This is a genomic window from uncultured Eudoraea sp. (genome assembly GCF_947258525.1).
In the GTDB taxonomy this organism is placed as follows: Bacteria; Bacteroidota; Bacteroidia; order Flavobacteriales; family Flavobacteriaceae; genus Eudoraea.
Genome location: NZ_CAMYIP010000029.1, coordinates 1 through 14,109, shown reverse-complemented (window position 1 = coordinate 14,109; position 14,109 = coordinate 1). Strand labels below are relative to the sequence as shown.

8 protein-coding genes are annotated in these 14,109 nt (G+C 38.7%); 5 read left to right on the top strand and 3 right to left on the bottom strand.

From position 1 onward, the window contains the following. Positions 1-224 precede the first annotated feature (224 nt). A complete protein-coding gene (locus Q0X89_RS02295) occupies positions 225-2,630 on the top strand; it encodes a Lon protease family protein (protein WP_297690994.1) in 2,406 nt (801 codons plus the stop codon). A 57-nt stretch (positions 2,631-2,687) separates the two neighbouring features. Here the strand turns inward: Q0X89_RS02295 and Q0X89_RS02290 are convergent, their stop codons facing one another. The 3 genes from Q0X89_RS02290 to Q0X89_RS02280 form a co-directional block, all read right to left on the bottom strand. After that, positions 2,688-4,154 carry a glutamate synthase subunit beta gene (locus Q0X89_RS02290; RefSeq protein ID WP_297690993.1) on the bottom strand — a complete coding sequence of 489 codons (1,467 nt, stop codon included), beginning with the start codon at positions 4,152-4,154 and terminating at the stop codon, positions 2,688-2,690. A gap of 7 nt (positions 4,155-4,161) precedes the next feature. Continuing rightward, entirely contained in the window at positions 4,162-8,670 is a 4,509-nt protein-coding gene (gltB, locus tag Q0X89_RS02285) for a glutamate synthase large subunit (RefSeq protein ID WP_297690992.1), read from the bottom strand. A 324-nt stretch (positions 8,671-8,994) separates the two neighbouring features. After that, positions 8,995-10,137 (bottom strand): acyl-CoA dehydrogenase, encoded by a 1,143-nt coding sequence (locus Q0X89_RS02280; RefSeq protein WP_297690991.1) that lies wholly within the window; start codon positions 10,135-10,137, stop codon positions 8,995-8,997. Between the two features lie 276 nt (positions 10,138-10,413). Here Q0X89_RS02280 and Q0X89_RS02275 point away from each other — a divergent pair, with 276 nt between their 5' ends. The 4 genes from Q0X89_RS02275 to Q0X89_RS02260 all read left to right on the top strand — a co-directional run. Continuing rightward, entirely contained in the window at positions 10,414-11,646 is a 1,233-nt protein-coding gene (locus Q0X89_RS02275) for a Glu/Leu/Phe/Val dehydrogenase dimerization domain-containing protein (RefSeq protein WP_297690990.1), read from the top strand. A 20-nt stretch (positions 11,647-11,666) separates the two neighbouring features. Next, the gene (gene nhaD / locus Q0X89_RS02270) at positions 11,667-13,031 is read left to right on the top strand and encodes a sodium:proton antiporter NhaD (protein WP_297690989.1); all 1,365 of its coding nucleotides are present in this window, start codon (positions 11,667-11,669) and stop codon (positions 13,029-13,031) included. Between the two features lie 49 nt (positions 13,032-13,080). Beyond that, entirely contained in the window at positions 13,081-13,773 is a 693-nt protein-coding gene (locus tag Q0X89_RS02265) for a MotA/TolQ/ExbB proton channel family protein (RefSeq protein WP_297690988.1), read from the top strand. 9 nt (positions 13,774-13,782) lie between these two features. Beyond that, positions 13,783-14,109: biopolymer transporter ExbD (locus Q0X89_RS02260; RefSeq protein ID WP_297690987.1), on the top strand; the 327-nt coding region annotated here is incomplete at its 3' end.

Sequence of the window (14,109 nt, the reverse complement as noted above, 5' to 3'; positions counted from 1 at the left end):
AGTTAAGCCCGTCTGCGCCGATGGTACTGCCGTAACTGGTGGGAGAGTAGGCCGCCGCCTTCTTTAAAGACCTCAAGATTATTCTTGGGGTCTTTTTTTGTCCATAAAGTTCAGGGAACAACCAACACGCCTATATTCTCTTAAAATTGATATATGACTAGTATCATGGTAGGTATTATAGCTGTGTAATACCTTTAATTCACATATCCTTTAATAGATCGTCCATGATACACCAATTAAAACCACAAGATTTAAGGAAAGGCATAGTCACAAAAAAAATAGACTGGAAACAAATAAGAGAAAAAGAACCACCTAAATTGCTAATTGGACAGGAACGAGCACTAAGATCCCTCGAATTCGGCATTGGAAATAAAAGAGGTGGCTTCAATATATTCGTATCCGGCTATCCCGGAAGTGGAAAATTAAAAGCTGTTAACCATTTTTTGGAAGAAAAAGCAAAATTGGAAGTCACTCCAGATGATTGGTGTTATGTTAACAATTTTCAGAACTCGTTCTATCCTAAAAAGCTCAAACTACCCAATGGAGGTGGACAAACTTTTAAACTTGAAATACAGCGATTGATCTCAGAAATACAAAAGATCCTTATCACTGCTTTTGAAAGCAAAGAATATCACGACAGGAAAGACCAGATTATTGAGGATTTTAGACAAAAAGAGAAAAAATTATTCCAGAATATTCACAACAAGGCAAGGGCTCATAATTTTGCCGTTACCCGTACACCAATAGAAATATTGGTCATCCCAATTGATGATAAGGGGAGACCGATAAGTGATGAAAAATTTAATAAACTAGGCAAAAAAGAGCGCGAAACTATACTTAATAAACAATCAGAATTGAAGAAAGAACTTTTTGATTTAATTCGAAAAAACCGTGAATTGGAGCGCGCAAGCAATGAATCACTATTAGAATTAGATGAAAGTATTGCTACTTATTCCATAGATACATTATTGCAAGAATTGAATGATAAATACAAGGACTTTGAAGATGTGCTCCTATACCTGCTTGAGATTAAAAAAGATATAATTACTAATTTACATAGTTTCTTGAAAGCGAGCTTAAGTCAAGATAGACAAGATTATAAACAGGAACTAAAATTCCAAAAATATGATGTTAATGTAATCACCGATAATACTGAAGTATTTGGTGCACCCATTGTACTCGAATTAAATCCAACTTTAAATAATCTGTTTGGAAAGGTAGAACACGAATCATATATGGGAACACTCATTACGAATTTTACCCTTATAAGAGGAGGAGCTTTGCATAAGGCAAATGGCGGCTATCTGATAATAGCCTTGAAAGATTTATTGATGTCCTACTTTTCCTGGGATAGCCTGAAAAGGGCCCTAAAGAATAACGAGATTGTGATTGAAGATGCCCGGGAACAATTTGGGATCATCAGTGCTAAAAGTTTGAAACCTGAGCCAATTCCGCTCGATATTCAGGTAATTTTAATTGGTTCTCCCAGGTTATACTATCTATTATATGAGCTGGACGAGGATTTCAAAGAACTATTCAAGGTTAAGGCCGAATTTGATACTTCTATGGATTATTCGTCTCAAAATATCAAAGATTTTGCCGGGGTAACCTACGGAATACAAAAGGAAAACGAATTATATCCCATTGATGACGAGGCAATGGGCAGGCTTGTTGAACACGCTTCCAGAATGGCGGAGGATAAAGAAAAAATTTCCATAAAATTTCGTGAAATAAGGGATATTTTACATGAAGCAGATCATTATGCGCGGCTAGCCAAAAAAAATGAAATTGGCGCTGAAGACATCAATGAGGCAGTTGAAGCACGTTATTATCGCTCTAATCTAATACAGGTCAAGATAAACGAAATGATAAAGCGAGGGCGACTTATGATTGATCTGGAAGAATCCAGGGTGGGTCAGATTAATGGAATATCTGTTCTTGATCTTGGGGATATAAGTTTTGGAAGGCCCAATAAAATAACAGCCAGTATCGCGTCTGGTAAAGTGGGGTTGATTGATATCGAAAGAGAAGCTAAATTGGCGGGGCCAATCCATACCAAAGGAATCCTGATATTACAAGGGTATTTATTGGAAAAATATGGTCAGGATAAAGTTTTAAGTCTCTTTGCCAGTTTGGTTTTTGAACAGAGTTATTCCGAAATTGAAGGGGATAGCGCTTCGTGTGCTGAATTATTTGCCTTATTGTCCAGTCTGGCCCAATTACCGGTTAAACAAGGTATTGCAGTTACCGGTTCTATCAATCAGAAAGGTGAACTACAACCTGTTGGAGCCATTAATCAAAAAATCGAAGGATTTTATGAAGTATGCTTTCAAAGTGGCTTGAATGGTGATCAGGGAGTTATTATTCCTAAGCCTAATTTGGATAATTTAATGTTAAAAGAAGAAGTTTTAACAGCTGTTAAACAAGGTCTGTTTAGTATCTGGGCGATAGATACTGTTGATGATGGCCTCGAGATCTTAACGGGTTTAACAGCCGGTAAAAGGCTGCAAGGGGGTTCATTCTCTAAGAATTCTGTTCACTGCAAAGTAGATGAAAGACTGAAGGAACTTAACAGGAATTTGCTGCCAGTTACACCTGCATCCAATGAAGAAACCAGCAATACTCATTGAATTGAAAAAAGACCAGCAATTCTAAGTATTGTTACTGCACCAGAATACAAAATTCAGTTATATTCTCGGAAGGTCACCCTCTGCTTTAAGGGGTAAATAGGATTTGCCCATAAGATAAGTATCTATGTGATAGGCAGCTTGTCTCCCCTCCGAGATAGCCCATACAATCAAGGATTGCCCTCTTCGCTGATCCCCGGCAACAAATACTCCCGGAACATTTGTCTTGTAGTCTTTTGCAGACGCTTTAATATTGGTTCTTGGATCGGCCTCCAGCCCAAGCTGTTCGGCCACAGTCATTTCAGAACCGGTAAAACCCATAGCCAACAGGGCCATTTCACAGGGCCATTCCTTCTCAGTCCCCGGGACCTCCTTCAAAACAGGGCGCTGCCCAGGCACTTTTTCCCAGACTACCTCGACGGTTGTAAGACTCTTCAGGTTTCCTTGCTTATCTCCTTTGAATTCTTTTGTAGAAATGCTAAAGACTCTTTCAGCACCTTCTTTGTGGGAAGAACTGGTTCTTAATCGCATTGGCCAGAAAGGCCATGGCTGATCCTCCGGTCTGTCAGGGGTAGCTTTAGGCATAATTTCAAAGTTTACTACAGATTTTGCCCCTTGTCTAAAAGAAGTTCCTATACAATCCGAGCCGGTATCACCACCTCCAATGACAATAACATTTTTATTTGTCGCTTTTATTTCTTCTCCGGCGTACTTCAATCCATCAACTCTGCGGTTATTTTGACCTAAAAAATCCATAGCCTGAACAACACCTTTTAAATCTGCCCCTTTAATGGACAAATTTCTCCGCACGGTAGCCCCGCCACATAATACCACAGCATCATAATCTTTCTGCAATACTTCAGCCTTTATATCAATTCCAATATGAACTCCACATTTAAATTCAATCCCTTCCTCTTCCAAAATTTGGAGTCTCCTGTCTATAACATGTTTCTCCATTTTAAAGTCGGGAATCCCATACCTTAGAAGACCTCCGGGTTTTTCATCACGTTCAAAAACCGTAACGGAATGGCCGGCCCGGTTGAGTTGCTGGGCCACAGCTAAACCTGCAGGTCCCGATCCTATAACAGCGACTGTTTTGCCGGTCCTTATTTCCGGTGGAATTGATTTAACCCATCCTTTCTGGAATGCGGTCTCTACAATATGTTTTTCAATATTCTCAATAGACACCGGATCTTCATTGATCCCAAGAACGCAGGCTTCTTCACATGGAGCAGGGCATAGTCTCCCAGTGAACTCAGGAAAATTATTAGTTGCATGTAAAATTTCAGCTGCCTTTTCCCACTTACCGCGATATACGGCATCATTAAAATCCGGGATTAAGTTGCCCAGAGGACATCCGCTATGGCAAAAAGGAATTCCACAATCCATACATCTGGCACCCTGATTTTTGAGTTCTTTTTCCTTCATAGGAATTGTGAACTCTTTATAATTTTGTATACGCTCATCTACCGGGGCGTATTGTTCCACTTTTCTATCGAATTCCAAAAATCCTGTTATCTTTCCCATCTATCGATTATGTTATTTGTAATTTTTCCCTCTCCAGACGAATTAATGCCTGCTTGTATTCTTCCGGGAATATTTTAATAAACTTTGGCAGGCAATTTTCCCAATTCTCCAGTATTTTTTGAGCAAGCGGACTTAAAGTAGCATTGTAATGATTTTCAATTAATTCCTTAAGTTGCGCTATGTCTTTGTCTTCAGCAACATCCAACAGGTTTAAAGCTTCCTTATTACACTTTTTCTCAAAAGTCTTTTTTTCATCAAATATGTAAGCAATACCTCCACTCATTCCCGCGCCAAAGTTTCTTCCAACTTCGCCAAGGATAACGGCTACCCCTCCGGTCATATATTCACATCCATGATCTCCGATTCCTTCTACCACAGCTTGCGCCCCGGAATTCCGTACACAAAATCGCTCACCGGCTTTTCCATTTATATAAGCTTCCCCTGAAGTGGCACCATATAGTGTTACATTACCTGTTATAATATTATTTTCGGGTTGTAAAGTGGATTTATCCGGGACTTTTATAACTAGCCTGGCACCTGATAATCCTTTACCCAAATAGTCATTCGTATTTCCATTGACCACCATAGTAAGGCCTTTGGTAGCAAAAGCACCGAAACTTTGACCAGCAGAACCGGTAAAATTAAGCTTCAAGGTATTTTCAGGAAGTCCTTCAGCACCATATATCTTCGATATTTCATTGCTGATAATGGCACCTACCGCCCTGTCTGTATTGTGAATTGGAAAATCTAAAGATATTTTTTCTTTTCTAAACAGTGCTGGGTGGGCCTTTTCTATGATCTCGAATTCTATACTATCATCAATATGATGATTTTGTTTCTGGGTATTGTACATTTTTGTATTCTTGGGAACATCAATCTTATGAAGAATAGGTGACAGGTCTATTCCTGCTGCCTTATAATGATTAATTGCCGCTTTTCTATCTAATTTTTGAACCTGGCCAACCATTTCGTTAACAGTACGAAAGCCTAACTGAGCCATTATTTCCCTTAATTCTTCAGCCACAAAATACATGTAGTTCACAACATGTTCAGGCTTACCTTTAAACTTCTTTCTCAACTCAGGGTTTTGAGTTGCAATGCCCACAGGGCATGTGTTTAAATGGCAAACACGCATCATTATACATCCGGAAGCTACCAATGGGGCGGTGGCAAAGCCAAATTCCTCTGCTCCTAAAAGACAGGCAATTGCGACATCCCTTCCGGTTTTTAATTGACCATCGCATTCCAGGACTATTCTGTTTCTCAGGTCATTCATTACAAGAGTTTGTTGAGCTTCAGCAATTCCTAACTCCCATGGCAGGCCTGCATGTTTAAGCGAGGTCAATGGGGATGCCCCAGTGCCACCATCAAATCCGGAAATAAGTATTACATCGGCCTTCGCTTTAGATACCCCTGCAGCAACGGTTCCTACACCAACTTCAGAGACAAGCTTCACATTAATCCTTGCCTTGCGATTTGCAGATTTAAGATCATAAATTAATTGAGATAAATCTTCAATGGAATAGATATCATGATGCGGTGGAGGCGATATAAGACCTACATAAGGTGTAGAATTTCGTGTTTTGGCAATGGCCGGATTTACCTTAGGACCCGGAAGTTGACCGCCTTCCCCGGGCTTGGCGCCCTGTGCCATTTTTATCTGAATTTCCTGCGCGTTGGTAAGATAGTTTGATGTAACTCCGAATCTACCTGAGGCAACCTGTTTAATAGCGCTGTTTCGCCAATCACCTGTCTGGTTTTTATAGAACCTTTCTGCATCTTCCCCTCCTTCTCCTGAATTGCTTTTGCCACCAATCCTGTTCATGGCAATAGCCAGAGTTTCATGTGCCTCTTTACTAATGGAACCATAGGACATGGCACCAGTCTTAAATCTTTTAACGATTTCGGTCCAGGGTTCTACTTCCTCAATAGGGATAGGATCATAATTGGAAAATTCAAATAATCCTCGAATGGTCAGCAAATTCTTGGATTGTTCATTTACCATTGCCGCAAATTCCTTATAGGTCTCCGGCTCGTTATTTCTGACAGACTTCTGAAGTTTTGCAATTGATAATGGATTGAACATGTGTTTTTCCCCATCCCGCCTCCAGCGGTATTCACCACCAATTTCAAGATCCAGGTTAGCTGCTACATGTTGATCCTGATAAGCTTTTTTATGCCTTTTAGATACTTCTTTCTCTATTTCATATAAGCCAATACCCTGAATACGGGTTGGTGTATTTGGAAAATACTTATCCACAACCTTAGTGTTAATCCCAATACATTCGAAGAGTTGAGAACCCCGGTATGAATTTAGCGTAGAGATACCAATTTTATTCATAACTTTTAAAATACCCTTTCCAATGGCCTTATTGTAATTTTTGATGGCCTCATCAAAGGTGTATTCCGTTATGTCATGTTCATCAATTTGTTCCGCAATGATCTCATTTACCAAATAGGGATTAATTGCACTTGCGCCAAACCCGAACAACAATGCAAAATGATGGACTTCTCTTGGCTCTGCGGATTCTATTATAATACTTAATTTAGAACGTTTCCCCAATCTTTGAAGACCACTATTTATATGAGAACAGGCAAGTAGTGCAGGAATGGGTGCTTCATCTTTATTGGAGTTTCTATCCGATAAAATAATAATGTTTGCTCCTTCGTCTATGGCTTTCTCTGCTTCTCTTAAATTGTTTTCAAGGGCTTCCTCCAATCCATTATGTCCTCTGGCAATGTTATAGAGAATTGGAATTGAAACAACTTTGTAATCAGGGCTTGCATCGTAATTCTTAATCTTATCAAGATCCTCTTTGGAAATAACAGGATTTTGGATTTTTAACTTCCGACAACACAATTCAGTGATGTCAAAAATATTGCGATCAGTACCCAGGGTAAGCGATATATCTGTTATTAATTCTTCGCGAATTCCGTCCAATGGCGGATTAGTTACCTGCGCAAAAAGCTGTTTAAAATAATTGTACAAAAGCTGAGGGCGATCAGATAATACCGCGATAGGAGTATCCGATCCCATTGATCCTATGGGTTCTTTTGCATGTTGCCCCATTGGAAGAATAATTGTATTGATGTCCTCCAGAGTATAGCCAAATACAGCTTTTCTTTTTTCCAGTGATGCTTCATTAAGAAATAGGGGACAATCATTATAAGGGATATTTTTTAAATGAACCAAATTGTTATCCAGCCATTTTTTGTAAGGATACTTCTTTGCTATTTTTTCTTTAATCTCTTCATCATTGACTATTCTTCCGGCTTCCATATCTACCAGAAACATCTTTCCCGGTTCAAGTCGGCCGTGATATTCAATATTCTCTGGTAATAATTCCACTACACCTGTTTCAGACGACATAATAACATAACCGTCTTTAGTCACGGAATACCTGGATGGTCTAAGACCATTTCTGTCCAAAACAGCGCCAATGTAACTACCATCTGTAAAAGGGATAGAAGCAGGGCCATCCCAGGGCTCCATAACACACGAATTGTGTTCGTAAAAAGCTCGCTTTGCCTCCGACATTTCTTCATTCTTTTCCCAGGCTTCAGGAACAAGCATCATCATAACTTCCGGAAGAGAACGTCCTGTCATTAGCAATAATTCTACAACCATATCCATAGATGCAGAGTCGGATTTACCAGGTAATATTATGGGAAGAATATTTTTTAATTCTTCTCCAAAAAGATCACTTTGTAATAAAGCCTCTCTGGAACTCATGCGCATAACGTTGCCTCTTAAAGTATTGATTTCTCCGTTATGGCACATATATCTGAAGGGTTGGGCTAGATCCCAGGTAGGAAAAGTATTGGTAGAAAAACGTTGATGAACCAATGCTAATCTTGTAACTACCCTTGCGTCCATTAAGTCTTTATAATAAAGCTTAATATCATTAGGCATTAAAAGCCCCTTGAAAATTATGATTTTAGTAGAAAGACTGGGGACATAGAAAAATTTACTTTCAGATAGTTTTGAGTTAATCAGCGTGTGTTCCGTTACTTTTCTTGCGATATAAAGTTTAAGGTTAAAATCAAAATCCTTTTGTCCCTTACTTTCTTTGCCGATAAATACTTGCTTAACAAATGGCTCTGTTTCGGCTGCAATTCTGCCTGGAATTCCCTTATTAACAGGAACGTTCCGCCACCCAAGTAGATGTAATCCCTGCTTTTTTATGTTTTCTTCAAACACAGAGATACAATAGTCTCGTTGGTTTTCTTTTTTTGGAAAGAATACATTACCTACAGCATAATCCCCTGCTTCAGGAATTGTGAAATCACATTCATCCTCGAAGAACTTATGTGGGATATCAATTAGAATACCAGCACCATCTCCGGTCTTTCCATCTGAACTTACAGCGCCTCTGTGCTCTAATTTATCGAGAATTTCGAGTGCCTTATGAATAATACTATTTGACTTTTTTCCTTTCAGGCTGCAGATAAATCCAGCGCCACAGTTATCATGTTCAAATTCAGGTAGATACAAACCTTGTCTTTTCATCATCATTATTGCGGTATTTGCTCAAAAATATCATTTTAAATGAAATATAAACATCATTTAAGAAGATAGTGTACAAAATATTTAACGTTTACAATAAAACGTTAAAATATATTCAATATGGAAATTTTACACCCCTTAAATTGAGATTATAATAAATTAGAAGTAAAGTTTAGTTGCCAAAGATAAGCTCAGGGGGGTAAGGCAGGTTAAAGTAGTACTTATTTGAAATTTAACCCAATGTTTAGTAATAATATTGATTAAAAATACGAATATTTTAAAACAGCCCCCTAAATATTAACAGGCATATGCTTAATCCGAAAAGTTGAAATGCTAGTTTTTTAGTATATTTCTTGATATCACAATTTTTTGAATCTCTGACGTTCCCTCATATATTTGAGTGATTTTTGCATCCCGCATCATGCGTTCAACGTGATAATCTTTGACAAATCCATTTCCTCCAAATATTTGCACTGCTTCAACAGTAGTTTCCATCGCAACCTGGGAGGCATATAGTTTTGCCATAGCACCTGAAATATCATAATCATTACCCTGATCTTTATCTGAAGCAGCCTTGTAAACCAAAAGCCTGGCTGCCTGAATCTGGGTATGCATATCTGCCAGTTTAAACGCAATAGCCTGATGGTTTGAAATCTCCGTACCAAAGGCTCTGCGTTCTTTTGAATATTTTTTGGCAAGTTCATAAGCACCTGCGGCAATTCCCAAGGCTTGTGCTGCAATACCAATTCGTCCGCCTGCAAGGGTTTTCATGGCGAATTTAAATCCAAAACCATCATCACCAATTCTATTTTCCTTGGGTACTTTTACATCGTTGAACAACAAAGAATGTGTATCACTTCCTCGTATTCCTAATTTGTTCTCCTTGGGGCCTATTTCAAATCCCGGCATATCTTTTTCAACTATCAGGGCATTTATGCCTTTATATCCTTTGTCAATATCGGTTTGAGCAATGACCAGATATACCGACGCAGAGTTACCATTTGTAATCCAATTTTTTGTCCCGTTCAGCACATAATGATCACCTTTATCAATTGCGGTCGTTTTTTGAGAAGTGGCATCACTGCCCGCTTCTGGTTCTGAAAGGCAAAAAGCACCAATAATTTCACCTGTTGCCAACTTTTTCAGGTATTTTTCTTTTTGTTCTTGTGATCCAAAAGTCTCTAACCCCCAACATACCAATGAATTATTCACAGATACAATAACAGATGAGGAAGCGTCTATCTTTGAAAGTTCCTCCATAGTTAACACATAGGATAATGTATCCAAACCACTACCACCATATTCCGGATCTACCATCATTCCCATGAAACCAAGTTCTCCCATTTTTTTGACCTGTTCGAAAGGAAATTGTTGTGTCTCATCACGTTCAATTACACCTGGCAATAATTCCGTACGGGCGAAATCTCTGGCCGCCTGTTTAATCATTTCCTGTTCTTCTGTTAGTGCAAAATTCATAGCAATAAAGTTTGTTAAAAAGCATTACAAAGATACAAGTCTGAGATAAAATATGAAGGGATATATTGGCTTATTTGACTTAATAAGAGACTTGCTTTTTTGCGACCAAGTATGCGCTAAAAAACTTTCAAAGTAGCACAATATTTTTATATTTGTCAGGGGACTACCTATTTCTAAGAATATCAAATTAATCATGAGACAACACTAGCTTCATTTGGATTATTATTAGTTAAATACAGATTTATTAATAAGGTTACTTAATTAATTGATTAACAAATGAAAGAGCTATTAAAAAAATATGAAAATAAACCTCCCGAGATAGTTTTTAACTGGAAAGATCCGGAGACTGAAGCTGAAGGATGGACCGTTATTAATTCTCTCAGGGGCGGAGCAGCCGGAGGTGGAACACGAATGCGAGAGGGGTTGGATATGAATGAAGTATTATCTCTTGCAAAGACCATGGAAGTAAAATTCACAGTCTCAGGCCCGCCTATTGGAGGAGCAAAGTCGGGAATTAATTTTAACCCCCATGACCCAAGAAAAAGGGGTGTTTTGGAAAGATGGTATGCCGCAGTTTCACCACTGCTTAAAAGTTACTATGGAACTGGTGGAGATTTAAATGTAGATGAAATTCACGAGGTAATCCCTATAACAGAAGATGTCGGCGTTTGGCATCCTCAGGAAGGTGTATTTAATGGACATTTTAGGCCTACAGAAGCCGATAAAATTAATAGAATAGGTCAACTGAGACTAGGGGTTATAAAAGTTTTGGAAAGTGATCAGTACTCGCCTGATATCAGTATGAAATACACCGTAGCCGATATGATAACCGGTTTTGGTGTGGCAGAAGCCATAAGGCACTATTACGATATCTTTGGCGGAACTGTAATTGGTAAGCGTGCTATTGTACAGGGATTTGGAAATGTAGGAGCGGCAGCAGCATTCTATTTGGCCCAGATGGGAGCCAGGATTGTCGGAATTATTGATCGGGTTGGTGGTGTCATTAATGAGGATGGTTTTTCATTTGAAGAAATAAAGACCTTTTTCTTACATAAAAAGGGGAATACATTGATAGCAGATGCAGATAAAATGATTCCTTTTGATGAAATGAATGAACGTATCTGGGGTTTGCCAACAGAAATTTTTGCGCCTTGTGCCGCTTCCAGGTTAATCACCCAGGAACAGATTGCTGAAATGATTGATACAGGCCTCGAGGTTATTTCATGTGGTGCAAATGTACCCTTTGCAGATCCTGAAATATTTTTCGGTTCAATTATGGAGTATACAGATGAAAGGGTAAGTCTTATCCCTGATTTTGTTTCCAACTGTGGAATGGCGAGATTATTTGCATATTTCATGGAGCGAAGAGTGGGCATGGATGACGAATTAATTTTTAATGATACTTCAGATACCATTCGAAAAGCAATTTTGAATATCTTTAAAGAAAATGTAACAAAAAAGAACATGAGTAAGACGGCATTTGAAATTGCCCTCAAACAATTAATCTAAATAATCTAAAACCAACCAATATGGAGAGCATCATTATTATCGTATTCTTAGCCGGTTATTTGGCAATTACCCTTGAGCACAATCTAAAAATAGATAAACTCATACCGGCTTTGGCCATGATGGCCATTTTATGGGCAATCATAGCATTGGCTCATTTACCGGTATTTGAAGTTAATACCGACTTAAAGGAACTGGAGCCCTCCCACATAGATGAAATGCTGTTACACCATCTTGGTAAAACTGCTGAAATTCTTGTTTTCCTTCTGGGAGCTATGACCATAGTGGAAATTATAGATTATTTTGATGGATTTGCAACTATAAAGGGCTATATACGTACCAGGAAGAAATCAAAATTATTGTGGCTTTTTTCAATATTGGCCTTTATTCTGTCTGCAATTATTGACAATTTAACAGCAACCATTGTTCTTGTTACTATACTACAGAAGGTTATTAAAGAAAGAGAGGTAAGGCTTTGGTTTGCGGGTATGATTATCATTGCTGCTAATGCCGGAGGGGCATGGTCTCCCATTGGTGATGTAACCACAACAATGTTATGGATTGGAAATAAGGTATCCGCTTTACAACTTATTAAATTTGTACTGATACCATCAATAGTTTGTATGGTTCTTCCCGTTCTTGTTGCTTTGAGATACAAAGCATTTAAAGGTAATATCAAGGCGGAATTGGAAGAGGAAAAGCCAAAATCGCCTTTTGGAGCTACTATGTTATACCTTGGTTTAGGTTCTATTGTATTTGTGCCATTTTTTAAGACCATTACTCATTTACCACCTTATGTGGGGATGATGCTTTCACTGGCTGTTGTAGCTGCGTTTGCAGAAATATATACAAGCGCAAAATTCAGTATTTCCAGTGTGGATGGCGCTGAGAGTCAGGCAGGAGCTCACCATAGTGCTGTGCATTCTTCGCTATCCAAAATTGAACTTCCGAGTATACTCTTTTTCCTCGGGATCCTCTTAGCGGTGGCGGCTCTGGAATCCTTGGGGATGTTATTTGAATTTGCAGGCACACTAGATACTACAATGCCATTACTTGGCTCTGAAGCATTAGGCCAATCCGTATCGGATTTGGTAATACTAATATTGGGGGTGGCCTCAGCTATTATAGACAATGTACCGTTGGTGGCAGCCAGTATGGGGATGTTCTCCATACCTTTAGATGATTCTGTCTGGCATTTTATTGCCTATTCTGCAGGGACAGGTGGAAGTATGTTAATTATAGGATCTGCAGCGGGCGTTGTAGCTATGGGAATGGAAAAAATTGATTTTTTCTGGTATTTAAAGAAAATTGCATGGCTGGCATTCGTTGGTTTTATTGGCGGCGCGGCGGCTTTTATACTAATTCGAAATTTAGTATTAAACGCATAATTTAATTGATAAATTACCGTTATAAGGGCAACTTTTAATAGGGAAAAATATGGTATTGTTTCAAGATCTTGTTGATGAAACACAAGTTGGGGAAATTGTTTCAGAAGAAAAAACACTTTCAGTAATAGATCTTATCTTTAGTGGGGGAATAGGTAGCATAGTTATTATATCTGTTCTTTTTGTAATGCTGGCGGTTGGATTATATATTTATTTTGAGCGTTTACTGGCCATAAAAGCCGCCTCGCAAATAGATAAGAATTTTATGAATCAAATTCGCGATCATGTAATGACCGGCAAACTGGAATCGGCCAAAATATTATGTGCCCAAACAGATTCTCCGGTGGCGAGGTTAACAGAAAAAGGGATATCCAGAATTGGCAAGCCGCTCGATGATATTAATACGGCCATCGAGAACGCAGGTACCCTGGAGGTTTATAAATTAGAAAAAAATGTAAATGTCCTTGCTACTATTGCAGGTGCAGGACCCATGATTGGATTTTTAGGGACGGTTATTGGAATGATAATAGCATTCCATCAAATGGCCAGTAGTGGGGGGCAGGCAGAAATGGGTGCTTTGGCATCTGGAATATACACTGCCATGACTACGACAGTTGCCGGCTTAATTGTTGGTATTGTTGCTTATATGGGCTACAACCATCTCGTGAATAGAACAGATAAGGTAGTTCATAAAATGGAGGCAAATGCCGTAGAATTTCTTGATTTACTGAACGAACCTGTTTAAGACAGACCTATGAAAATTAAAGGAAGAAATAAGATTAGCCCTGAATTCAGTATGTCTTCAATGACCGACATTGTTTTTCTGCTGCTGATTTTCTTTATGCTAACAGCTAATTCACCGAATGCTTTGGATCTGCTTTTGCCAAAGGCCAAGGGGAAATCCACGAATACCCAAAATGTATCAGTTACGATTAATAAGAATCTGGAATATTTTGTAAACAATGAGAGAATAAACGGAGAGTACATAGAAATTGAATTAAAAAAAGCACTTGAGGGTCAGGAGAAGCCCACTGTTATTCTAAGGGCTGAAGAAAGCGTGGCCATAAAGGAAGCGGTCAAC